General features: G+C 37.0%; 18 protein-coding genes and 2 pseudogenes. 16 read left to right on the top strand and 4 right to left on the bottom strand.

Going from position 1 to position 25,645, the window contains the following annotated elements; translation table 11 throughout:
* From AC0L8O_RS20695 to AC0L8O_RS20685, 3 genes are all read left to right on the top strand, one after another.
* Complete coding sequence (locus tag AC0L8O_RS20695) at window positions 1-852, top strand: CheR family methyltransferase (RefSeq protein ID WP_473449067.1); 852 nt, start codon at window positions 1-3, stop codon at window positions 850-852.
* Window positions 818-2,821, top strand: a complete 2,004-nt coding sequence (locus tag AC0L8O_RS20690; RefSeq protein WP_473445011.1) for a PAS domain S-box protein — start codon at window positions 818-820, stop codon at window positions 2,819-2,821. Before AC0L8O_RS20695 ends, AC0L8O_RS20690 begins: the two co-directional genes overlap by 35 nt.
* A gap of 131 nt (window positions 2,822-2,952) precedes the next feature.
* Entirely contained in the window at window positions 2,953-3,912 is a 960-nt protein-coding gene (locus AC0L8O_RS20685; RefSeq protein WP_473445009.1) for a sugar ABC transporter substrate-binding protein, read from the top strand.
* Between the two features lie 378 nt (window positions 3,913-4,290).
* Here AC0L8O_RS20685 and sstT read toward each other — a convergent pair whose 3' ends face one another.
* On the bottom strand, window positions 4,291-5,553 hold the full coding sequence (gene sstT / locus AC0L8O_RS20680) for a serine/threonine transporter SstT (protein WP_473445007.1): 1,263 nt from the start codon (window positions 5,551-5,553) through the stop codon (window positions 4,291-4,293).
* Window positions 5,554-5,885: 332 nt separating this feature from the next.
* On the opposite strand from sstT, the gene AC0L8O_RS20675 reads away from it, so the two are divergent.
* From AC0L8O_RS20675 to rlmD, 6 genes and pseudogenes are all read left to right on the top strand, one after another.
* Window positions 5,886-6,659 carry an NUDIX hydrolase gene (locus AC0L8O_RS20675; RefSeq protein WP_473445005.1) on the top strand — a complete coding sequence of 258 codons (774 nt, stop codon included), beginning with the start codon at window positions 5,886-5,888 and terminating at the stop codon, window positions 6,657-6,659.
* 15 nt (window positions 6,660-6,674) lie between these two features.
* The gene (gene pnuC, locus AC0L8O_RS20670) at window positions 6,675-7,364 is read left to right on the top strand and encodes a nicotinamide riboside transporter PnuC (protein ID WP_473445003.1); all 690 of its coding nucleotides are present in this window, start codon (window positions 6,675-6,677) and stop codon (window positions 7,362-7,364) included.
* Window positions 7,365-8,381 carry a multifunctional transcriptional regulator/nicotinamide-nucleotide adenylyltransferase/ribosylnicotinamide kinase NadR gene (gene nadR / locus AC0L8O_RS20665; RefSeq protein WP_473445001.1) on the top strand — a complete coding sequence of 339 codons (1,017 nt, stop codon included), beginning with the start codon at window positions 7,365-7,367 and terminating at the stop codon, window positions 8,379-8,381. It abuts the gene before it with no gap.
* 287 nt (window positions 8,382-8,668) lie between these two features.
* Window positions 8,669-11,049, top strand: a pseudogene (locus tag AC0L8O_RS20660) (polyprenyl synthetase family protein).
* Between the two features lie 102 nt (window positions 11,050-11,151).
* Window positions 11,152-12,624: a protein adenylyltransferase SelO gene (locus AC0L8O_RS20655; protein ID WP_473445000.1), complete on the top strand. Its 1,473-nt coding sequence runs from the start codon at window positions 11,152-11,154 to the stop codon at window positions 12,622-12,624.
* 209 nt (window positions 12,625-12,833) lie between these two features.
* Window positions 12,834-14,219 carry a 23S rRNA (uracil(1939)-C(5))-methyltransferase RlmD gene (rlmD, locus tag AC0L8O_RS20650; RefSeq protein WP_473444998.1) on the top strand — a complete coding sequence of 462 codons (1,386 nt, stop codon included), beginning with the start codon at window positions 12,834-12,836 and terminating at the stop codon, window positions 14,217-14,219.
* A gap of 170 nt (window positions 14,220-14,389) precedes the next feature.
* On the opposite strand, the gene AC0L8O_RS20645 is transcribed toward rlmD, so the two are convergent.
* The 3 genes from AC0L8O_RS20645 to AC0L8O_RS20635 form a co-directional block, all read right to left on the bottom strand.
* On the bottom strand, window positions 14,390-15,286 hold the full coding sequence (locus AC0L8O_RS20645; protein WP_026562142.1) for a manganese catalase family protein: 897 nt from the start codon (window positions 15,284-15,286) through the stop codon (window positions 14,390-14,392).
* Between the two features lie 12 nt (window positions 15,287-15,298).
* The gene (locus AC0L8O_RS20640; RefSeq protein ID WP_026562141.1) at window positions 15,299-15,517 is read right to left on the bottom strand and encodes a YuzF family protein; all 219 of its coding nucleotides are present in this window, start codon (window positions 15,515-15,517) and stop codon (window positions 15,299-15,301) included.
* Between the two features lie 142 nt (window positions 15,518-15,659).
* On the bottom strand, window positions 15,660-16,649 hold the full coding sequence (locus AC0L8O_RS20635; RefSeq protein WP_473444996.1) for a LacI family DNA-binding transcriptional regulator: 990 nt from the start codon (window positions 16,647-16,649) through the stop codon (window positions 15,660-15,662).
* Between the two features lie 487 nt (window positions 16,650-17,136).
* Here AC0L8O_RS20635 and AC0L8O_RS20630 point away from each other — a divergent pair, with 487 nt between their 5' ends.
* The 7 genes and pseudogenes from AC0L8O_RS20630 (at window position 17,137) to AC0L8O_RS20600 (ending at window position 25,609) form a co-directional block, all read left to right on the top strand.
* The gene (locus AC0L8O_RS20630) at window positions 17,137-18,432 is read left to right on the top strand and encodes an ABC transporter substrate-binding protein (protein WP_473444994.1); all 1,296 of its coding nucleotides are present in this window, start codon (window positions 17,137-17,139) and stop codon (window positions 18,430-18,432) included.
* Window positions 18,433-18,582: 150 nt separating this feature from the next.
* Window positions 18,583-19,443, top strand: a complete 861-nt coding sequence (locus tag AC0L8O_RS20625) for a carbohydrate ABC transporter permease (RefSeq protein ID WP_473444992.1) — start codon at window positions 18,583-18,585, stop codon at window positions 19,441-19,443.
* Window positions 19,443-20,261 carry a carbohydrate ABC transporter permease gene (locus tag AC0L8O_RS20620; protein WP_264142812.1) on the top strand — a complete coding sequence of 273 codons (819 nt, stop codon included), beginning with the start codon at window positions 19,443-19,445 and terminating at the stop codon, window positions 20,259-20,261. Before AC0L8O_RS20625 ends, AC0L8O_RS20620 begins: the two co-directional genes overlap by 1 nt.
* Window positions 20,262-20,367: 106 nt before the next feature.
* Window positions 20,368-21,057 carry a YesL family protein gene (locus AC0L8O_RS20615; protein ID WP_473444990.1) on the top strand — a complete coding sequence of 230 codons (690 nt, stop codon included), beginning with the start codon at window positions 20,368-20,370 and terminating at the stop codon, window positions 21,055-21,057.
* Between the two features lie 29 nt (window positions 21,058-21,086).
* On the top strand, window positions 21,087-22,571 hold the full coding sequence (locus tag AC0L8O_RS20610) for a glycoside hydrolase family 32 protein (RefSeq protein WP_473444989.1): 1,485 nt from the start codon (window positions 21,087-21,089) through the stop codon (window positions 22,569-22,571).
* 32 nt (window positions 22,572-22,603) lie between these two features.
* Window positions 22,604-23,635, top strand: a complete 1,032-nt coding sequence (locus AC0L8O_RS20605) for a LacI family DNA-binding transcriptional regulator (RefSeq protein WP_473444987.1) — start codon at window positions 22,604-22,606, stop codon at window positions 23,633-23,635.
* Window positions 23,636-23,939: 304 nt separating this feature from the next.
* Window positions 23,940-25,609, top strand: a pseudogene (locus tag AC0L8O_RS20600) (glycoside hydrolase family 13 protein).
* The last annotated feature ends 36 nt before the right edge of the window (window positions 25,610-25,645 follow it).

Raw genomic sequence — 25,645 nt, 5'->3', positions numbered from 1 at the left:
ATTTTAGGAAAAGATATTCAACATCACTTACTAGTTAATGAGGTCGAGGAGATAGAAATAGATTTACTATTAGAAGCTGTTTTTCGTTATTGTGGTTATGATTTCAGGAACTATGCCTCTCCCTTTATTCAAAGGAGAATCGTGCAACGAGTGAAAAAGGAAAATTTGAGTAGCATATCCGCATTACAAGAAAGTGTGCTTCGAGACAAAAATGCGATGGAAGATCTAATCTCGGATTTTTCCATAAATGTAACAGAAATGTTCAGAGACCCCCAATTTTTTAGCAGCTTCCGAAGAAATGTAATCCCGATTGTAAAGAATTTACCTAAAATACGGATCTGGCATGTGGGGTGTTCTTCGGGTGAGGAAGTTTATTCTATGGCAATCTTGTTACAAGAGGAAGGACTATATGATAAGACGAGGATTTTTGCTACAGATATAAATGTTCATGTTTTAGAAAAAGCAAAAAGCGGCATATTTTCAATAGATGGAATGCAGCTCTACACAAAAAATTACTTTGAAGCAGGTGGAAAAAGATCATTTTCTGAATACTATAAGGCAGTTGATGATCAGGTCTTTTTTCACCCCTTTCTTCTAAAAAATGTTGTGTTCGCACAGCATAATTTAGTAACGGATCATTCATTTAACGAGTTTGATATTATTATTTGTCGAAATGTCCTAATCTATTTTAATAAACGTCTTCAAAATGATGTCCATAAGCTGATTTATGATAGCCTGAGTGTTTCGGGATTTCTTGGTTTAGGTAAAAGAGAGGGGATTAAATTTACAAGTTATGAGAACTGTTACGGAGAATTTGATGGTCAGCAAAAGCTGTATCGAAAATATAAATAATAAACCTAGTAGAAAGGTTAATATTTTAATGGTGGATGATCATCCCGAGAATCTACTAGCATTGGAAGCCGTACTAACATCTCCAAACTATCATTTAGTCAGTGCAACTTCTGGGAAAGAGGCATTAAAATGTATGCTGAAACAGGATTTTGCTGTTATCTTACTAGATGTTCAAATGCCTGGTATAAATGGTTTTGAAACGGCAAAGCTTATTAAATCACGAGAGAAAACAAGAAATATACCGATTATTTTCGTCACAGCTATAAGTCAGGAAGTAGAGCATGTAAAACAAGGCTATTCTGTCGGTGCAATTGATTATATTTTTAAGCCTTTTCATCCAGAAACGCTAAGACAGAAAATTGAACAATTTGTTCGGCTTCATCAAAATCATGAAGAAACACTAGTTGAAAATGAAAAGAAACAAAAGGCTGAAATGAATGAAGTTCATAACAGATTAGACCGGGTGAAAATAAACTTACAAAGATCTGAGGCTTTAACAAAAGTAATAGGTGAAACAATACTAGACACAATTATTACATTTGATGAAGAGGGATATATTTTATCGGTAAACCCAGCTGTTGAGAATATGTTTGGGTATTACCCCGATGAATTAATTGGAAAAAACACAATGATGCTTTTTAAGACTGAAGATGAGTCTATCAAGACTAAGCTTTCTTCTATAAAAGGTTCAATGGGAAAGGTTATAGAGGTAGATGCCTTGCGTAAGGATAACCGTTCCTTTCCTGCTGATATTCAAATTGGGAAAACAATAGTGGAAAATCAGCTAATATTTGTTTGTACAATACGTGATGTTACTGAGAGAAAGCAAATGGAAAAATTGAAAGAGCAAAAATTCAACTATATGGAACACATCGTAGAAAAACGTACAATGGAACTCGTTATAGCGAATAAAGAGTTAGAAAAAGAAATCAAGGAACGAAAAAAAATAGCGGATGATTTATATCTTTCCCAAGATAGATTCCAGAAGATCTTTGAATCTAGCCCATGCTTAATGGCTATTTACTCATTGAAATACAGGTCAATTCTTGATGTTAATACAAACTGGGTAATGTTCACTGGGTATTCTCTTGATGAGATAATGAAAACCAAAGGCTTAGATTATGTAGTTGATTCTGAAAAAAATCAAATCGATCTTGAGCTAACGTTCCGAAACGAAAAGATTTGCTACAAGACAAAGAATGGTGATGTGCGTTATGGATTAATGTCCACAGAAATGATAGAGATACAAGATGAACCATGTACACTAATTGTCGTAACAGATATAACAGAAAGACTTCACTTGGAAAAGGAAATGTATCGATTAGATCGTTTGAATTTAATAGGAGAAATGGCTGCTGGTATTGCTCATGAAATCCGAAATCCAATGACAACAGTCCATGGATTTTTACAATTAACGAAAAATAGCAGTGGTTTTTCAAAAGAAATTCTTGATTTAATGCTTGAGGAATTAAATAGGGCTAATACAATAATTACTGAATTTCTAAATCTAGCTAAGAATAAGGTTAGTCTTAAAAAGAAGCAAAGTATAAATAAAATAATAAATGCCTTATCTCCTTTAATCAAGGCTGAGGCATTGCGCTCAAGTAAACTCACTATCTTAGAATTAAATAAATGCAGTGATATTTTTATTGATCAAAAGGAAATTAGGCAAATGATATTAAATATTGCCTTAAATGGACTTGATGCGATGGATTCAGGGGGGCAACTCACGATAAAAACCTATGAAAAAATGGGTGAGGTCATCTTGGAAATTAGTGATCAAGGTGTGGGAATTAGCCCGGAGGTACTAGAGAAAATAGGAACCCCATTTTTCACAACAAAAGAAACTGGTACCGGCTTGGGGTTAGCTATTTGTTATAGTGTTGCGGAACGTCATAATGCGGAAATAAATATACACACAGGTGACAGGGGGACAACGTTTTCCGTTCACTTTAAAGTGAATGAATGAAGAACAAAGGTCAAGCAGCCTTTGTCTTGCTCCTTAAGATAAAAGTATAAAGATAAAGAATGTAGAGAACTTATTATCATTATAAAAAAGGTGATCTTCAATGTGTTTAAGAGTTAGGAGGGTGGAGATCTTTGAATCAAAAAAGGAAAATTTATCTCATCATTTTAAGTTTCATTATTATCGGAACTGTAGGTATCATATCTAAATCATTTGCAGATGAGAAGCCGAAGGTTGTAGTGGTTCTAAAAGAAGTAAACTCTGAATATTGGAAGATTATTAAAGCAGGAAGTGAAAGGGCTTTTCAAGACTTTGGAATAGAGGGTGAAGTTATTGCTCCTAAAAATGGAACGACAGAAGAACAGCTCTTATTATTGGAAAGAAAGTTAAAGGAAAACCCAGATGTATTAATAGCTTCACCTGTTGAACCAGATAGAGTCATTCCGATTTTAAATAAGTTTGTTGAAAAAGGTGTGCCAACTTTGCTAGTAGACACTGATGATCCTTGGAAGAATAAGACTTCTTATATTGGTACTAATAATATAGAGCTTGGGAAAAGAGCGGGCCAATTATTAGCTTCCCAGTTACAACCGGGAGATAAAGTAGCTTTGTTTGGGGGAGATGTCGGAGTAAGATTAATAAGTGAGCGAATAGAAGGGGCTGAAAATAGCTTAAAAGAAGTAGGAATTGATGTTGTGACCACAATAAATGTAAGTGATTATCGTAATGAAGAAAAACTTGTAAAAAAGGGCATGGAAGAATTGTTACAAGAGCACCCAGACCTTAAAGGGGTGATGGCTGTTACTGACACAGTAGCCTTACATGTACAAGATGTTCTAAAAAAACATGGACTTAGTATTCCTGTAACTGGAGCGGATGGAATAACTGACATGCTAGAGTTAATAGAAGATGGGACGTTATCAGGTTCCGTTTCTCAAAATCCCTATGATATGGGATATTTAAGTGTAGAAGCTGCAGCGAAAGCTATAAAAGGTGAAAAGGTTGAAAAAAACATAGATAGTGGTGTTGATATTATTGTTAAAGGGAATGCAGCACAGAGATTGAAATTTCTAAAAGATGCATTAGAAAAATGAAAAGATGCCTCATTACTTCTTGAATCATTATCAACTTTCCTTTTGTATTCGAGAATGGTTTGCAATTGAGATCATTGCTGAATTTCAATTACTGAAATTGGCATCGTTAAGTAGTCTCATAGGAAAAACCCCTTCACAAATTTATAATTGTGAAGGGGTTTTTTAGCAATAATACTTTTCTAGTTCCTTTTAATAGATAAGAAAGTGTATAAATTTGTATTTTAGCTTTAGTGTCTAGGACCAGGGCCAAGCCCTTAAGCCCAGGACGTGCATGGACAGTCGTGGAGATTGACCTCTCGATTTTAACCGAGAAGGCAAAGAACCCATTTTCGCACTAGGCTGATCAAGGAGCCTAGTGCTTTTCTATTGTGATTAAGTCTAACTTTTTACTTTTGGGTTTTGGGACAATGAACCTGTCCCTCCGTCCCGCTTGCCTTCTTTACGCTTTTTTGCGTATTCTGCAGTTGCTGTGTAAAGGACGTCTGAGGAGGAGTTAAGGGCTGTTTCACAAGAGTCTTGTAATACACCGATAATAAATCCTACTGCTACGACTTGCATGGCCACATCGTTTGAGATTCCGAATAAGCTGGATGCTAATGGAATGAGTAAAAGTGAACCACCAGCTACACCTGAAGCACCACAGGCAGAGATAGCTGATAAAATGCTAAGGATGAGTGCTGTACCCATATCAACTTCAATACCTAGAGTATTTACAGCAGCAAGAGTCAACACAGAAATTGTGACAGCTGCTCCAGCCATATTAATTGTTGCACCTAATGGAATGGAGACAGAATACGTATCTTTATCTAAATCAAGTTTTTCACATAGCCTCATATTAACAGGGATGTTTGCTGCCGAACTACGTGTGAAGAACGCTGTGATTCCACTTTCTTTTAAACATCTAAATACAAGCGGATATGGATTTTGGCGAATGTTGATAAACACGATAATTGGGTTTACAACAAGAGCGATAAAGAACATACAGCCTAGTAAAACTAACAATAATTTTCCGTAATCAAGCAAAGCTGACAATCCATTAGTCACAAGAGCTTCAAACACAAGTCCCATAATACCAAGTGGAGCTAAATTAATGATCCACTTTACAATTTGGGAAATGGCATCTGAAAAGCTAGCAAGCATATTTTTAGTAGAATCAGGTGCATGCTTTAATGCGATACCAAGTAGGATAGCCCATGCAAGAATACCGATATAGTTAGAATTTATAAGAGCATTAACAGGATTGTCGACAATGTTAAAGAGCAATGTCTGAAGTACCTCGGTTATGCCGCTAGGAGGTTCAAATCCTTCGGCCCCTGTTTTAAGTGTTAAGGTTACAGGGAAGATAAAGCTTGCCACAACAGCGACAAGACCTGCAAGAAATGTACTTATTATATATAGGATAATAATAGATTTCATGTTTGTTTGCTGGCCGCTCTTATGCTTAGAGATGGCATGCATGACCAAAAATAAAACCAATACAGGTGCAACAGATTTTAATGCACCTACAAATAAAGAACCAAAAATCGTAACCCATTTTGATCCATCAGGGACTGTTAAAGCAAGGATAACACCGATGATAATCCCCACAATAATACGAGTTACCAAGCTGAGTTGGTTCCATTTGTGAAATAAACTCTTCATTTTTGTGTGCCTCCGATTCTATGTTGAAGTCTTAGAAGTCCTTCATTGCGTTGATACATTAATACGTATAATCATACATAGAAGTTAGTTTAACACGAATAATGTCGATTGTGAATGCAAGGAAAAAATTGTTTTTTAGAATTTTATGAAAAAATAGATCATTGAAGTCAATTGATAGATTTTTGGTCGAAGTTAATAGATTAATAGCAGAAGTTGAAAGATTTATGGGAACAAATACTATAGTAAGATTATTTCCAAGATTTTCTTGACTCTATTAAGGAAAGGGATTATATTTTAATTAACAATATGTTAATTAATTGGTGGTGCTAAAAATGAGTAGAAAATCGACTGGGTTTATAACACCGGATGGATATACGAGTGATGTTGCTGTTTTTACCATTACTTCTGAGCATAATGGAGATCACAAGCCTCCATTAAAAAAGCTTAAAATCATGCTTATTAAACGCAGTGAATCAGACCATGAGGGTAATCCAAATATGGAAGCGGGGAAGTGGGCATTACCGGGAGGGTTCGTCCGTTCTACCGAAACTGCATTACAGGCAGCAGAACATAAGCTTGAAGAAGAAACAGGTGTCAGCGGATTGCGGATAAAACATTTTGGGACGTATGATTCTCCAAACAGAGATAATCGGGGATGGATCATTTCAAGTGCTCATTATGTCATTGCGAAAGAAGAAGCATTGAGAAGTCGTAAGACAACAAATGATGCATCAGATATTCAACTCTTTACGATCAAAGAGGCTCTAAGCCTTCCTCTTGCTTTTGATCACCGTACGATTATTGATGATGCACTTTGGTTTATAAAAAAAGATATGGCTCTTACAACACTTGCCCAACACTTTTTACCAGAAGAGTTTGTGTTATCTGAATTACAAGGTGTTTTGTTAACCATTTTAGATGATTCATCCATATCTACCGATGCTGCTTTTTTTAGAAAGGCACCAAAGCTGCCGTTTATTGAAGCAGTTACGGAGGATGGTCAATTGAAGAAATCAAATCGATACTCGAAAACACCTGCTCAGCTATACCGGTTTACTGATTTCCAGCCAATGGTTTCAATCTATAACCAAAAACTTAAAGGATAAAGGAGAGGTGTTTGAATGTTAAGAGATTGGACATTATTTGAAAAGTTATGGCTGCTTATTTTCACTACTGTTAATGTTTATCTTTTCTTCGCTTGGTCTGATTCACTTATTGGGTTAATTTCTTCTATAACAGGAATGCTTTGTGTTGTGTTAGTAGCAAAAGGAAAAATTTCAAACTACTATTTTGGGATTATTCAAACATCAACCTATGCGTATATTTCTTATGGGTACGGTCTATATGGAGAGGCAATGTTAAATGGCTTATTTTATCTACCGGTCCAATTTATCGGGATCTATCTCTGGAATAAGCATAGAACAAATCAAGGAGTAAGTGGTGAGGATATAAAGGTAAAGCGGCTCTCAAAGGCGGGATGGTTGTATACAATATCAACTGCTGTAATTCTTATAATCAGCTATGGATTTTTTCTGAAGTATTTAGGCGGAAATAGTATTTGGGCTGATTCAGCGACAAATGTATTGTCTATAATGGCACAAATATTAATGTTAAAACGCTTTGCTGAACAATGGTTACTGTGGATTTCAGTCAATATTCTATCTATTTATCTATGGATAAGTGTACTCCTTTCACAAGGTGGGAACGACTTCTCAATGCTGGTTATGTGGACAGCGTTTTTAGTAAACAGTATTTATGGATATATCAATTGGAGAAAGTTATATTCAAAGCAAAATACGGAGGTGGAGTGAATGACAGTCGGGTTTATAGGCGGAAAATTTCTGCCGCTTCATCTTGGGCATGTTTATGCCATCATTCATGCATCTACAATGGTCGATGAACTTTATGTTGTATTGTCTCATAGTAAAAAGCGTGATACAGAACTATTCTCTGAGTCAAAAATCGGATATATACCGCCTCAAGTTCGAATGCGTTGGCTATCCCAATTAACAAGAGATATGCCGCAGGTTAAGGTTATTTCAATAGAGGATGAACATGGAAATGATGATTATAACTGGGCAGAAGGTGCCGAGTTAATAAAAGGAAAAATTGGTAAACAGATTGACTATGTATTTAGTTCTGAGTATGAGTATGGAGAGATATTTCAGGAGCTGTATCCGAACTCCAAGCATGTGTTGATTGATCCGGAACGTCATTCAGTCAGCATATCTGCGACAAAAATCCGTCAAGAAGGTGTATTTAATCATTGGGAGTTTATACCTGATGTAGTGAGACCCTATTTTGTAAAGAAGATTGTTATCGTTGGCACAGAGAGTTGTGGAAAATCAACCCTGACCAGAAACCTTGCAAAATTATATAACACAACCTATGTATCTGAATATGGTCGTACCGTTTGTGAGGAATTAGGCGGGTGTGATGGGGTCATCGCCAAGGAAGATTATCATAAGATTGCGTATGGTCATAAAATGGAGGAATATAAGGCGACAGAAAAGGCGAATAAACTTGTCTTTATTGATACAGAGGCAATAGTTACACAGTTTTACTCTAACCTTTATAATCAGGAACATCAACCTGTTCTGGATGAAATGGCCAAATTGCAAGACTATGATCTTTGGTTATTTTTAGAGCCAGATGTTAAGTGGGTTGATGATGGTTTAAGGGTTCATGGGGAAGAAGCCATGCGAGTTCATAATAATGAATCCTTAAAAGAATTACTAGATAATCAAAAAATCACTTATAACATTTTGCGTGGTGATTATCATAAACGTTTTACCTCTGCTGTTGAATTAATTGAAGAGTTGCTATAAAAAGGGTTCAAGTTTTCTTATTGTACTGGAATCGTCTGTTTTAAAAGGAATTTAAAAACTTTATTCATGGTGAGATGAATTAATGAGAATAACTAGGTCAATTTTCGCTTATATTTCACTATACTTTGGTATAATTTTTTGAAGTGTAGAAGTTACTTGAAGTATCAGAATTTATTTATATGTTTTGTACTTAGTTAAGGTGTCTAGCTCCAGGTGCCATCGTCTCGAGGTCATAAGTCGATAGACGGGCACCTTGCGCTTTTACTTAGCAAACAAGAAGTAGAGGAATGTTCACTATGAATAAAGTGTTTACTGAAAATGCAGATGAAGGCTATCTTTTAGCTGAAAAGCAAGCATCTCATTATTTTTCATCATTATATAAGCAGCTGTCACAGAAAACATATGTAACAACGTTAACGAACGATTTTGCTCTATGGAAACAGCATCATCTTGGGACTAACAGGTTATTATCTTTTTTTCTCGTTGGGAGCAAAAAGATGATACAGAGAATTACAACAAATATATTCAATGGATGGAGAAGAAAGGGAAACTCAATCATTACCTGGAGAGAAGCGTTTCATACATTTATATGCGGGATCTGGGCAAGGCGTTGTATGAGCCTGAAACAAAGTCCAGGATTCAACATGTTGTTCAATCATTAAAAACCCAACTTACGCAAACTTCTAACTCGTTAGAGGAGAAGTTTGACATGTCCTCTTTATACCGATGGGCTAAGAAGGAAGGAATTGAAACAACCTTCATCTGGCTGATTCATAAACTTAAAACGGTATCTCATCATATTCCCAAGGGGATGGATGCGACTCATGCTCAAAGGAAGTTAATCAAAATCATTGCCGGTGTGGTCATGCATGCAATTGAGGAGATGGAGGAGGATCTTTTACCGACAGAGCGGTCTCGACAGCTTAATGAGGCCATTCGACTTGGATATGCTTATGGTCTAACCTACCCTTTTATTGATGATCTTCTGGATTCCAACGTTTTATCCGAATTTGAGAAAAGGGCGTATTCTGAGTTAATACGGACAACACTTGTTACAGGATCAGTACCTGATTTGGGAGAGTGGAAAAGTGAAAATAAAGAATTAATGACATTTATCCATTCTGAACTTCAACAAGCGTTAGATTATATTAAGGTCTATCAGAGTCCCGAAAAAATGTCCTCCTTCTTAGAGCAGTCATATGTGTTTTTTCATTCTCAGGAGGAGGATCGTAAGAAGGATCTTGAGAATGAAAAGTATACAAATGAGGAGTTGTTCATCCCCGTTATATTAAAATCAGCTTCATCCCGTTTAATCGTTCGGTCCGTATTGAACACACCTGAAGATGAAGGATTTGAAAGCAGAACATTTTATTATGGAATTTATAATCAATTGGCTGATGATTTTGCTGATATGTTTGATGATATGAATGCTGGAGCGGTCACTCCCTACACCTATTATTTAACCTACCATGATAAACGGGACGATCTTATTAACCCGTTTGAATTGTATTGGACTGTCATTTCTCATTTGATCCATAATATCTACCATTCTGATCCGATGACATGTGAAGTCATGCTTGATCGTGCGATAAATGGATTAAAGAGGTTTAAACAGAGAAGTGGAACAAAGAAATACAATGAAGTAATGAAGGTTTTTACTTCTGACATCACTGAGTTCAATCGTATGATTCAACAATTCGTCAAAAAAGCAACAGATGTGGACTTTTTTGATAAGTTGCTCAGAGATCATATTATCACAACGATAAACAGTAACCGTGAAGAACAGGATAATTTCATCAAGACCGTCCGTGAAGTCAGAAATAGGATCAATCCAATTTTACAGCTACCTTATGAAACGTCTACTTCTATCCAAGAGAATTCTATTGTTGAGGCAGCGAATTACAGCCTTGAAGGTGATGGAAAGCGATTAAGACCAATCATGACATGGGTAATTGGAGTGGATGTCTACGGATTGGATATGACAGCCATTCAGCCGCTATTAAAATCGTTAGAATATATGCATACCGCATCACTCATATTTGATGACTTGCCTGCTCAGGATAATGCACCTATTCGCCGAGGGCGTCCTACTCTTCATCAAATGTATACAACAGCTACAGCAGAGTTAACAGGACTTTTTCTTACTCAAAAAGCAGTGAAGGAACAAGCATCTTTAGACATGTTTGAGCCAAAGACAGTCTTGAATTTGATTCAATATTCTGCACAAATTACAGCGGATATGTGTAAAGGACAGGCAATGGATTTAGAATCAAAGGGAAAGAAGCTGACGTTGGAGCAATTAAATGAAATGTGTTTTTATAAAACAGGTCTAGCCTTCGAAGCTTGCCTCATTATGCCAGCCATCCTTGCTCATGCAGATGAACGGGAGATGGCGGATTTAAAAACCTTTGCCTATCATGCAGGCATAGCTTTTCAAATTAAAGATGATTTGCTTGACTTTGAGGGAGAATCCAATCAAATTGGAAAGTTAGCAGGTATTGATGCAGAAAATGATAGTTCAACTTTTGTATCTATTCTAGGTGTTGAAGAGGCAAAAAAAGAGATGTGGGAACACTACTGTTTAGCTTTGGATGCATTACAGGAGATGCCCCGTCATATTCCTTTTTTGAAACATTTATTATCTTATTTTGTAAACAGAGACCGTTAACTTTAGAAATGGACCTTTAATTGGGTATAATAGAATGAACACAAGAGAAACTAATTTTGAACCGAATCTGACAAAAAATTGTAAAAAAGGAGATCCATCCAAATGACAAATAATAATGTAGAAAAAGCCGGATGGAATTTAGATAATAGCTATGCCCGTCTTCCCAAAAATCTGTTTAGTCATCAACATCCAACTCCTGTAAAGTCCCCAACACTCATAAAGCTTAATGAGACATTAGCTAAAGCACTTGGCTTAAACGTGCAGGAGTTGAAAAGTGAGGAGAGTTTAGCTGTTTTTGCGGGTAATCGAATTCCAGAAGGAGCATCCCCTCTTGCACAAGCTTATGCAGGTCATCAATTTGGACACTTTAATATGCTGGGGGACGGTCGAGCTGTTTTGCTTGGCGAACAGCAGGATCCTCATCATGAAACATTTGATATTCAACTGAAAGGGTCAGGCCGTACACCGTACTCTCGTGGAGGAGATGGCCGTGCAGCCCTTGGGCCGATGCTTCGTGAGTATATTATTAGTGAGGCAATGTATGGACTTGGTATTCCAACAACCAGAAGTTTAGCTGTTGTCACAACAGGAGAATCCATCCAACGTGAAACAGAGCTACCCGGGGCTATTTTGACCCGTGTAGCAGCAAGTCATATTCGTGTGGGAACATTTCAATATGTAGCTCAATGGGGCACAGAAGAGGAATTAAAAGAGTTAGCTGATTATACGATTGCCCGACATTATTCAGAACTAACATCAGATGAGAACCGGTATCTTTCATTTCTGAAAGCTGTAGTAAAACGTCAGGCAAAGCTTATTTCGAAATGGCAATTAGTTGGATTTATTCACGGGGTAATGAATACGGATAACATGACAATCAGTGGGGAAACAATTGATTATGGTCCATGTGCTTTTATGGATACGTATAACCCTGCGACAGTGTTCAGTTCTATTGATGTTCAAGGTCGTTATGCATATGGTAATCAACCGAACCTCGCCGGTTGGAATCTTGCCCGTTTTGCAGAAACGTTATTACCTCTTCTTCATGATGATATAGAAGAAGCGGTTAAGATTGCCCAAGGAGTTATTTCGGAATTCCCTGATCTGTATGACTCGTATTGGCTTCATGGAATGAAAGCAAAATTAGGAATTTTTAATAATGAGGAAGAGGATCTTGCTCTTGTTGAAAATCTCTTAAATATTATGCAAAAATACAAAGCTGACTATACAAATACGTTTAGAGCCTTAACATTTGATACCATTGAGGAAACTGATTTAGCTAGTAAAGAAGATTTTAAAAAATGGAATGATCAGTGGAAGGAAAGACAAGGCAGACAGAAGGAATCAGAGCAGGAAGCATTAGAACTGATGAAACGAAGTAATCCAGCGGTTATTCCGAGAAATCATCGCGTGGAAGAAGCATTGGATGCGGCTGTTGAAAAAGGAGATTATCTCGTGATGGAGCAGTTACTTGAAGCTTTATCAAATCCTTATGAACACACACCTCATCAGGCTAAATATTGTACAGTCCCTTCTGATTCGGATGGTACGTACAGAACCTATTGTGGAACATAAAATAAGATATAGAATGTTAATACCATATAAAAATGCTGCCCTCTAATATTGAGGTGGCATTTTTGCGTTGAAAGCTGTTAATTCATTCCAGTAATGAATAGATTCCATAATTGTTTATAGTCCTTTATACTAGTTTAGTATGTGTTATGAAGGTAAAAGACTCGTTTGCAGTCGTTTTTATAGATTCGTAGTGAAAAGGAGGAACACAATTGACCATATCTAAAGGTGAAATGATGGTGGCTGAAATTAGCCATTTAGATGAAAAGGGCTCAGGTCGAGCAGAGGTTTGGCGAAATAATGAATTGGGAAATCCGAAGAAACTAAAGCTGACCATACCAATGACACTTCCAGGAGAGAAAGTGCGCGTGACGGTTGACCAGCCTGAAAGAAAAAGAAGAAAGGCGATGCCTGATGAGATTGTAGTGGTGCACGAGGATCGAACGGCACCACTTTGTCCGCATTTTGATAAATGCGGAGGATGTGTATGGCAGCATTGGAGCTATCCGGCTCAACTAAATGAGAAAACGAAACATGTTCAGCATGCGATCCAGGCTCAAGGGTTTGATCCTAAACTAGTGAAAGAGACAATGGGAATGGACGAGCCTTGGCGCTATCGTAATAAAATGGAGTTTACATTTTCTCCTGAAGGTGCACTAGGTTTACATGAGCAAGGCAACTTCCGTAAAATCATTTCCCTTGAAACTTGTTTAATTGCAGGAAAAGAAATGGTAGAAGCAGCAATGGAAGTGGCAGAATGGGTGAAAGTTCATCAATTGAAGGGGTATAATAAGGACCTTCATGAAGGTTTGCTTCGTCACTTGATGGTGAGACAATCCTTTGCAACAGGTGAAATGATGCTGGCTGTTTTTGCCACAGAATCACCACTGGAACATCAAGAGGCGGTTCGTGACTTGGCAGAACGTATTGAACAGAAGTTCCCACAAGTTAAAAGCTTATTATGGCTTGAAAATACAAATTGGGCTGACCGAACGCAAGCTGAGAAAAGTCATATCTTAGCTGGCCGCGATTTTATTCATGATGAAATGGATGGATACAAATTCCGTCTTTGGTTTGATACGTTTTTCCAAACAAACCCTACTCAAGCACAAAAATTAGTTGATCTAGCCATCGAAATGGGGAAACCGCAGAAAACAGAAAAAATGATTGATTTATTCTGTGGGGTTGGAACGTTCTCTCTTCCGTTTGCTAGTAAAGTAGGAAAGCTTGCGGGAATTGAAATTGTAGAAACATCGATTGAGTCAGCAAAAAGAAATGCAGAGGACAATGGGATTTCAAATACGGAGTTTTTAGCGAAGGATGCACGAAAAGGAATTGACCAGGTATTAGAGAGCTTTGGTCACCCGGAACTTCTTCTACTTGATCCACCTCGCTCAGGTGCCGGTGGTAAAGTGATGAGAAGAATCGGACGCTCCAAACCGGAACGAATTGTTTATGTATCATGTAATCCTGATACATTTGCTACAGACATTAAAGAGCTTGAACCATTCGGTTATCAACTAAAAATGGTACAGCCTGTTGATCTATTCCCACATACTGTTCACGTGGAATGTGTGGCATTACTGGAACTTCAATAATTTTTAAAGATAAAAGGAGGGAGAATTTCTCCCTCTTTAGTTGCATCAAATTTTGTCGAAAATTCCCGAATAGTGAATAAATCTGGAAAATCGAAAATAAATGAGATGGAACAATAAATAAATTCAAATAATAGAAAATAAATTAGAAAAATAGTAAATAAAAGCTCAACCTAAAGATTTTCCATTAGTCGTTTCGCGATTTTTTCGTAATCATCCCGATCAATTCCAGGTGCAAATTCCTCAGGTAATTCTTCTAAGTTCGGAATTGGTGCCCCTTTTGGAGCTCCCTCTTTTACAGTGAGCCGATCTCCGCTTTCAGGATTCGTGCCTTTCCAAATTTGTCTTATATCAGCATAATCCCCTACATCATTCCATGTATAAAGGATGTTACCCAGTCCCTGATCTTCAAACTTGCGGGCATGATCAAATTTTCGGTTGGATAGATCAGGGATCGGGACCATCTTTTTGACATCTACGCCGGTTGCGATTTCCAGTGCCTTGGCATAGGCTAAAACATGTGTACCGCCGCGAACTAGCAAGTATCCAATCATTTCTCTGGCTGTTTCATGCTCGGTCATTTCATAGACTCTCATTTTATGAGTTCGTGCACCTACTTCAAGGAAGAAGTTATGAAGTAAGTCAAGCACCAGGTTTCCGCTACTAAAAACATAGTCACCATTCCATGGGCGCCCCATTGAATCAGCGGCTAAGGCGGTTTGGGCTGTAGCGATAAAGTGAAGAGTGTTTCTGCTGTCTTTTCCTTCTCGTAAAGGAGTGACATCAGGGTCTCCTGTATAAAAAGTGTTACCCTTTGATAAGAGATTGATCGTGTTGGAAACAAGCTCAACATGACCAAATTCTTCCGCTGTAATACTGGCAACAAGGTCATAAAATGGTTTTAGCTTATCTTTTCTCCGGAAGTTAAAAGATTGATACATATAGTTGTTAAGTGTGGACATTTCACCAAATTTTCCACCTAACAGCTCCTGTACGGCAGCAGCTGCGTTAGGATCTCCGTGTTCTGGGACAGGCAGGGCAATCAGCATTTTGTTTTCACGTTTAAACATCGTACTCCTCCTTTACCCTTTTGGGATAACCCAGATAATTTGTTGAGTACGAATATAGAAAGGAGAACCGCCGGATTCGACAACAATATGGTCAGGCATAACCGTTTTAAGCTTACCGGAAACTGATCCGCGGATTGTTTGAACAACAACGAAAGCACCTGTGATACCTTGAAGAGTTTGATACACATACGGATCGACGTGACTAACAAAAGAAGGGGTTTGTTGATTCATGATGTTGATATCACTCCTTTGTTGAGTTGACTATTTGAACAGTTCAATATATGAAGGAAGTAGGAGAGTTATTACATGGGTTCAAAAGGGAAGTGGAGGATTAACCCAAAAAGGCCGACCTTTTATGTCAACCTCAAGTAAGTTAAGTTGTATCGCCCCGAATCAATTCAACATCAACAACAGTGTTGTTGACAAAATCTGTTTTTTCACTTTCAATCTGATCAATTAATGCAGAACAAAGGGCTTTACCAATGCGATCTAAAGGCTGTTTTACTGTTGTAAGTTTGGGATGCTGCATTAGTCGTGTAAAACTATGATAATCGTAGCCTATAATTTTTAGTTGTTCAGGTACTTTTATGCCATTTCTTGTGGCGTATACATAGAGGGTATATGCCATGATATCGTTACTGCAAAAAACACCATCATAATTTCCTAACTGTGGCGATATTACCTGTTCAATAAAATCCCAATTATCCTGGAATGCAGCTTTAATGTGAGCGCCTTCGATAATAGTGAAATGAATATTGTTTTTCATGCATGTCAATTGAAAAGCATCGCTTCTTCTATTTGGCAACAAGTCATATTTTAGGGGACCTGAAATGTGAAGTAAGTTTTTGCATCCGTTTTCAATCAAGTGTTTAGTTGCAATTTCTCCACCTTTGTAATTATCACCTGCAACATAGGAAATGGAAGATGAAATAATTCGATCAAATGAAACGATTGGCATAGATACCTTCAAATAAGATTCAATTTCTAGGGAATGGCTGCACATGATAATGCCATCAACCCTGTTTTGTCTAAGCATACTAATATAATTTGCTTCTTTATCTGAATCTTGTAGAGAGTTGCAAACAAGAATTTTGTAATTTCTTTCATTGGCGTACGCCTCAATCCAATTAATTAATTCTGAAAATAGTGGATGACTTAGATCTGGTACAATGACGCCGATTAAATAAGATTGATTTTTTAATAGTGCTCGAGCTATTTGATTTGGATGGTAATCTAATTGTTCCATTGCCTTTTCAACCTTCTGACGAGTCTCGCTCCCGATATATCCTCTGCTATTTAGTACTCGTGAGACGGTTGTAATGGAAACCCCAGCCAGCTCTGCTACATCTTTGATGCTTGCCATCTTTTTAAACCCCTTTAAAATGAAATCCCTACTTTATTTATATCGAATATACTGTAACTTGTAAATGTAAATTAGAAAGCGATTGCAAAAATGTTTTACCTATAACTTTTTTAAAAGCTATAAAATAATTATTGGAAACATATCATATAGAAAGAAAATGTGTCAATCGTTTTCATATAAAATCGAAAATTTAGAGTTGAACGGTTAAAGAGAGGATTAGATATATGAGAGATGTAGGGGGTTTTTGAAAAGATTTTGAAAAAAACTTTATGAAAACGTTTGACACAATTATAGGGAGGTAGTACAATAACTCCTGTAAGCATTTACATTAAACGCTTTCTAAAATTGATAGAAAAAAAGACTAACAGAAGAAAATAACATGTATATAAATGAGCCAAATGCTGCAAGTTATTATTATTACAACATTTTTTATCAGTTTAGGCAAGCGGTTGCATCAAATTTTATCTACTTTATAGGAGTGAACAGGATGAAGAGTAAAAAGTTATATTCTAAAATAGTTTCAACTTTAGCGGTATCTGGATTGCTTTTGGCTGGGTGTGGATCTGGTGGAGACGCTGGTAATGGTGCAGCTTCAAAGGATCAAATCACAATTGATATTTTTCAAGGGAAAGTTGAGTTTAATGATCAATTTAATGCATTAGCAGAAAAGTATGAAAAGGAAAATCCTGGCGTGAATATTAACATCACAAGTGTTGGTGGTGGAACAGATTATATTAGTTCATTAAAATCTCAGTTTTCATCAGGTGAAGAACCAGAAATCTTCAGTATAGCCGGTCCTTCTGAGGCAGATCAATTTAAAGAGTATCTAACGGATTTATCGGATACAAAATCTGCTGAAGCAGCTCTTGAAGGTACATTAACTGCCGTTACTGAAGGTGAGAAAGTATTAGGATTACCATTTAACCAAGAGGGTTACGGTCTTATCTATAACAAAGCTATGTTTGAAAAAGCGGGAATTAATCCGGAAGAAATTTTATCATATGACGATTTAGAAAAAGCAGTAAAAACATTAGATAGCAAAAAAGAGGATTTAGGTATTGAAGCTGTGTTTGCATTACCAGCTAAAGAAAAATGGGTAGTCGGTAACCACCTTGCAAATGTATACTTCGCTCCGGAATTTAATCATGACGTTTTAGAAGCATTCAATGCTGAAACAGTAGGTTTTGAAAAAGGCTCTGAAATGCAAAAAATGCTTGATTTACAGAACAAATACTCTGTTCAGCCTTCATTAAGTCTTGATTATTCACAACAAGTTGAAGAGTACTTCTCTTTAGAGCAAGTGGCAATCATTCAACAAGGAAACTGGATCTACCCATCAGTTTACGAAATGGATTCTGAATTTGCAGAGAACAATGTTGGCATTTTACCAATCCCGGTTGAAGGGTTTGAAGGCAGCCTTCCAGTAGGTATTCCTAACTATTGGGCTGTAAATAGCAACAGTGATGAAAAAACGGTACAAGCTTCTAAAGATTTCTTAGATTGGTTGTACACATCTGACACTGGTAAAGAAGCAGTATTGAACGACTTTAAATTTATCCCTGCATATGAAGGGTATGATACATCAAAAATTTCAGATCCTATTTCAAAAGAGATTTATGAGTATGCATCAGCAGGGAAAACGATTGGATGGGTGTTCCTAGGCTACCCTAGTGCTTGGGGAGATGATCTTGGAGCTAACATGCAAAAATACCTGAGTGGTGAAATGACTTGGGAAGAACTTGAAACGAATTCAATTAAGAAATGGGAAGAAAAACGAAAATAATAAAAGTAAAAAGCAGCTAGCAAAGCGTGTGATTGCTTTGTTAGCTGTTATTTCAAATGTAGATACCCGTTTATTATTTAGGTTTTAAAAATCCCTGAGAAGCTATCTTGAAGTGAAGTCTTATGTAGAAACAATTTTGGAGGGATTAGCATGCGAAATCGAGATTTATCATTCTGGTTATTTTTGTCACCGGTATTACTAGGTTTAGGGCTGGTTGTTATTGTGCCATTAATCATTGGAATTTACTATTCTTTTACAGACTGGAATGGACTAAATGCATCGCAGTTTTTAGGATTTGAAAATTACATTAGAGTATTCCAGGACGAGAGTTTTCGGTCAGCCTTATGGTTTACTATTAAGTTTTCAGTCGTAACTGTTATATTGTTAAATGCACTAGGTTTAGGTCTAGCGATATTAGTTACAAGAAATATAAAATCGAATAATTTCTTGCGTACAGTGTTCTTTATGCCTAACTTAATCGGTGGGTTAATTCTTGGATTCATTTGGCAGTTTATTTTTATAAGTGTGTTTGATGACATTGGAAAGGCCCTTGGAATTGAAGCATTAAGTGGTTGGTTGTCAACAACAAATACAGGTTTCTGGGGATTGGTTATTTTAACATGCTGGCAAATGGCCGGTTATATCATGATAATTTATATCGCCTATTTAGAAAGTATTCCACATGATTTAATTGAAGCAGCGCAAATTGATGGAGCGAACAGTTTGCAACGATTTAAAAACATTACGTTCCCGCTTGTTGCACCTGCTTTTACGGTTAGTATGTTTTTAACATTATCAAACTCATTTAAGATTTATGATCAGAACTTATCATTAACAAATGGTGGTCCATTTGATTCAACGCAAATGGTAGCGATGGATATCGTAAAGACGGCTTTTACTAGTAATGAGATGGCTTTAGGTCAAGCAAAGGCTGTTGTGTTCTTTATTATTGTTGCATTAATTGCTATTACACAGGTTTACTACAACAAGAAACGGGAGGTTGACATGTAATGAAGAGCAATAAACGTAATTTATTTTTAATTGAAATAGTTGGTCTCTTGCTCGGACTATTATGGCTCTCACCGTTTTACTTAATGCTTGTTAATGCTTTTAAAACGAAGAAAGAAATCTTTATGAGTGTCCTTAGTTTCCCTGAAGCATTAGCAACAGAAAACTTTGTTCGTGCATTTGATGATTTGGACTTTGTTAATTCACTTGTGAACTCTTTGATCATTTCGGTTTGTAGTATCGCTGTTATTGTCATTTTCTCTTCGATGGCAGGATATGCATTAGCTCGTAATAAAAGCAAACTTAGTTCGGCATTGCTATTAGTGTTTGTTGCTGCGATGCTTATTCCGTTCCAATCTGTTATGATCCCGCTTGTTTCACTCTTCGGTAGTGCGAATATGTTAAATCAAGCCGGCCTAATCTTTATGTATTTGGGCTTTGGTTGCAGTTTATCAATTTTCCTATACCACGGAGCGATGACAGGGATCTCAAAATCTCTTGATGAAGCTGCTATCGTGGATGGAGCAAATAAGTTTCAAGTCTTTTGGTTTATCATTTTCCCATTGCTAAAACCAATCTCAGTTACTGTTGCAATCCTTAATGTCATTTGGATTTGGAATGATTACTTATTACCATCGTTAATTTTAGGTGAATCAAGTGCTACCATTCCTTTAAAAATGTTCTTTTTCTTTGGACAGTATACAAAACAATGGCATTTGGCTTTAGCTGGTTTAACATTGGCGATTATTCCGGTTATTATCGGTTACTTCTTTGCGCAAAAGCAAATTATAAAAGGTGTGGCAGAAGGGGCCGTTAAGTAGTAAAGAAATGACGTTATTGTTGATTACATGGTTTACATCTTTTAGGTGCAAAGAATGGTACTTGAAGTTTGTAAACCTGTATATCTTTTTCTTGGAGGTGAATGAATTGAGAGAATCTGGAATTATGGGTGGTCTTCATTATCTTAGTGTATGGATTATGAGGCTGGGAGTAATAAATATCTTATGGTTTCTAAGTAATCTCCCAATCATGATCATTAGCTTTATTCTACTATTTGCAGAAGATATGGGTGTTGTTCTGGTCTTATGTTTGCTTCTATTTATACTCGCTCCGTTTATGTTATTCCCTTCAACAGCTGCACTTTTTTCTTCCGTTAGAGAGTGGCTGGTCATGAAAGAAGATCAACCTCCCTTATTTAGTGGTTTTATAAGATTTTATAAAGAGAATTATAAGAAAAGCTTTGCGGCAGGATGTATCATGTCTTTACTCTGGATGATATGGTTGGTCGATTATTATTATTTCAGTCAAAAAAATGTCATTCTGTTCATGGTATTTCTTATGATGGGAATCATGTTGTTTGTTGGAACGATTAACTTTTTTTCTGTGAATGCTCACTATAATATGACTGTACTAGGTACATTGAAAAATGCCCTTATTTTAACTGTAGGAAGGCCAATTTTAACGATTATTATTATATTTAGTAGTTTGTTAATCGGATATACAAGTTTAGTTAAGATACCTCCATTAATTCCTTTCTTTTCGATGTCTCTCATTGCATTTATCTCCTTTTCTTCCTTCTATAGTTACTATTTGAAGGTCAAGCAAGCATTATCATAAAGGGTCATATCGATGGGAGAGTGTGAATCATGAACAAGCACCAAGAAATGATAGAGAAAGCGCATGAAGAACTGAACAAGTATAAGAAAAGTGTGTCTGATCATGAGTGGAGTTTGCAATATCATGTTATGCCGCAAGCAAACTGGATGAATGATCCAAATGGATTTTCAATGTTTAATGGGGAATACCATTTGTTTTATCAGCATCACCCATATTCACCTAAATGGGGTCCGATGTACTGGGGACATGTTAAAAGCAAGGATTTGGTTCATTGGGAACACCTCCCGATCGCTTTAGCTCCCAGTGAGCCGTATGATATTGATGGGTGTTTTTCAGGGAGTGCGATTGAAAAAGATGAAAAATTATATTTGTTTTATACAGGTAATAGGTGGACAGGTCCTGACCAGGACAAGGATTTGAAACAAGTCCAATGTCTGGCTGTTAGTGACGATGGTATTCATTTTGAAAAAATAGCGGAAAATCCTGTGATAGAAGCAGCACCTTCTGGTGATATACATCCATTTCATTTTAGAGATCCAAAGGTTTGGAAAGAAGGAGACTATTACTACTGTGTGTTAGGTTCACAAACAAAAGAGCGAATTGGGCAGGCATTGCTTTATCGTTCACCAGATTTATTAAAATGGGAATTTGTTAATGTGATGGCAAGAGGAACTGGGAATATGGGCTATATGTGGGAGTGTCCTGATTTGTTTTCTCTATCTGGGCAGGATGTGTTAGTTATGTCACCACAGGGAGTGAAACCTGAGGAGGATCTATATCACAATTTGCATCAATCGGTTTATGTGTTGGGGAAGTTGGATTTGCAACAGGGGAAGTTCCAATTTGATCAGTTTCAGCTCTTAGACTACGGGTTTGATTTTTATGCACCACAGACAACAGTAGATCATCTTGGAAGAAGGATTTTAGTTGGTTGGATGGCAATGTGGGAAAGTGAGATGCCGGAACAAGAGCATGATTGGGCAGGAGCTATTACGATCCCACGTATCATGTCTATCGAAGAGAATCGTTTGAAATGTGTTCCTGCTCCGGAATTGGAAACTCTGCGTTTTAATCAGGTTTCGTATTCTAATGTGTTAATGGATGGAAGCAGAATTTTTGAAGGTGTTGATGGAGATTGTTTAGAGTTGAATGTATTACTTGATATGAAGCAAGCATCACAATTCGGGATCAATCTTCGTATGGATACAGCAAGTACCGAAAAAACAGTGCTAACGTTTGACTGTCAAAATTCAAAATTGACTCTTAATCGTGATCACTCTGGAAAGGGACCTGGTGGTGAACGAAAAGCACCAGTTGAACTAAATAAAGGAAAATTACAGCTTACATTGTTTTTGGATAAATCTTCACTAGAGGTCTTTATCCAAAATGGAGAGAAAGTCATGACGGCAAGAATTTATCCTGGTGAGCATTCAAAGGGGATTGAATTTTTTTCAGATGGAGAAGTCGAACTTCTCAAGCTTGATAAATGGTCGTTAGGAAGAAGTATTTCCTAAATTCTTATACTTATTGGAAAGGAGGTTTTGATATGGTTACGATTAAAGATGTGGCAAAGTTGGCAAATGTCGCACCATCTACTGTTTCGAGGGTGATTGCGAATAATCCAAGAATTAGTGAAAAAACAAAAAGGCGCGTTCGGGAAGTTATGGAGGAACTAGGGTATCACCCTAACTTTCAGGCGAGAAACTTAGCATCAAAGAGCTCAAAATCAATAGGAGTCATTATGCCGAATTCTACATATCATGCCTTTCAAAACCCATTTTTCCCGGAGGTTTTAAGAGGGATCAGTATGAATGCTCACGAAAACCTATTCGGCATATATCTATCCACAGGTTCTACGGAAGAGGAGATTCATGAAGAAATTGTTTCAATGGTTCAAGGGAGACGAGTAGATGGTATTGTCATGTTGTATTCACGAGTGAATGATCAATCAATGAGATACTTACATGACTGTCAATTTCCATTTACTGTTGTAGGAAGGCCTTATGAAAATGAGGATAGAGTGACATTTGTGGATAACGACAATATTTATATAACAAAGCAAGTGACAAATTATCTTATTCAATTAGGACATCGGGATGTTGCGATTATAGGTGGCAGTAAAGAATTTGTCGTTACTCTTGATCGCATTAATGGATATAAAAAGGCGTTAGAAGAAGCTGGTATTCCTTTTCGCTCTGAATTTATTGTCCATGAAGATTCAACAGAGAACAGTATTAAAACAGCTGTTACAAAGCTAATGGAGCTGCCATCGCCCCCAACTGGAATTGTAACAATGGATGATATGGTTGCATATGAGACTACTAGTCATTTAGAAAAGCTTGGCCTTCTTGTTCCTAATGATATTTCGATTGTTGGATTCAACAATTTAATGTTATCAGAGCATTCGAAACCGCCGCTAACGTCTGTTGATACATCTACTTATGAGCTGGGGTACCATGCGGCAAATTGCTTAATTGAAAAAATTAAGGAACCAAGCGTGCTGGCCAAAAGAATCACGATCCCAACTAAGTTTATTGAACGAAAATCTTGTGCGCAAAGAGGAGCTCATAATATCTAAATTTTTATCTTGGTTGGTTTCGCGAAGATTATTGCACATGAGTAATATTATTACTCTATAGTGAAATGGAGCGGAAGACACTTGACTCCTGCGGGAAGTAGAGGAAAGGCTGAGACCCCGCAGGCGAAGCTGAGGAGGCTCAGGCTTCCTCCCCGGCGAATCTTGTGTCTGGAGCGCAATGGAACGAACTAAATTTTCAACTTTAATAGTTTAAATAATAACAATGTATGCAAAGATAACTTTAATTTTTAAGTGATAATATTGAAATTTTATATATAAATTTGAAAAAGTGAGGTCAATCATCATGAAGAAACATTGGTGGAAAGAAGCAGTAGCCTATCAGATATACCCAAGAAGCTTTATGGATACAAATGGTGATGGAATTGGTGATTTACAAGGAATTATCTCTAAGCTTGACTATATAAAGGACTTAGGAATTGATGTGATTTGGATCTGTCCGATGTACAAATCTCCTAATGATGACAATGGCTATGATATTAGCGATTATCAGGACATAATGGACGAATTCGGGACAATGGCTGATTTTGATCAATTATTAAAAGAAGTGCATAACAGAGGGATGAAACTGATTATCGACTTAGTTATAAATCATACAAGTGATGAACATCCCTGGTTTGTTGAGTCCCGCTCTTCTAAGGACAATCCAAAGCGTGATTGGTATATATGGAGAGATGGAAAAAACGGTAAAGAACCGAATAACTGGGAAAGTATTTTCAGCGGATCTGCATGGGAATTCGATGAGGAAACAAAGCAGTATTATATGCATATTTTCTCAACGAAACAACCTGATCTCAATTGGAAAAATCCAGAGGTTCGCCATGCATTATACGATATGATCAATTGGTGGCTTGATAAAGGTATTGATGGTTTCCGAGTTGATGCCATAAGTCATATTAATAAAGAAGAGGGACTTGAGGATATGCCCAATCCAAAAGGATTAAAGTATGTTCCGTCTTTCGATAAACATATGAATGTTGAAGGCATCCATACTTATTTAAAGGAATTAAAGGAAGAAACCTTTGCGAAGTACGATATTATGACAGTCGGTGAAGCGAATGGGGTCAAAGTAGAGAATGAAAAAGATTTAGAAGAATGGATTGGAGAAGAAAAAGGAAAGTTTAATATGGTTTTCCAATTTGAGCATTTAAGTCTATGGAGTGCTGAAAAAAGAAAAAGCTCGATATCGTGGGTTTAAAAACAGCCCTGACAAAATGGCAAAAGGCTCTTGAAAATAAAGGATGGAATGCCTTGTTTATTGAAAACCATGATCAGCCGCGCAGGGTTTCGACTTGGGGAAATGATAAGGAATATTGGTATGAAAGTGCAACAGCATTAGCAACAATGTACTTTTTGATGCAGGGAACACCATTCATCTATCAAGGTCAGGAAATAGGAATGACGAATGTGAAATTTGCCTCTATTGATGAGTACAACGATGTGGCAGATAAGAATATGTATCGCTATAAACGTGAAGAAGGTATATCACATAAGGACATCATGTCCATTATATGGGCTTCAAGTCGTGATAACTCAAGAACCCCAATGCAATGGTCTTCAGAAAAAAATGCTGGTTTCACTTCAGGAACACCATGGCTTGGATTAAATGATAATTATCAAGAAATCAATGTAGAGGATCAGCTGAAAGATAAGGGATCCATTTTAAATTTTTATAAGAACATGATTAAGCTTAAGAAGAGCCATGATGTTTTTACGTATGGGGTGTATGATTTACTCTTAGAGAATCACCCTCAAATATATGCTTATACTCGCACGTTGGACGATGAAAAGGTAGTCATTATCTCAAATCTTACAGATGAAACGGCGGAAACAGGAGAGTTCCCAATCTCTGTTTCCAGTGAGAAATTACTGCTGTCAAACTATAAGGTTGAGAATCATGGGGAAGTTGACCGATTCTCGTTAATGCCTTTTGAAGCGAGAGTTTATCGAGTTTAATCTAATGAAATGAATGAAGAAAAGGAAAGGTACAAG

The organism is Metabacillus sp. KJ11-3 (assembly GCF_055808295.1).
The sequence above is the reverse complement of the archived record's forward strand: the minus strand, read 5'-3'. Positions and strand labels throughout refer to the sequence as shown.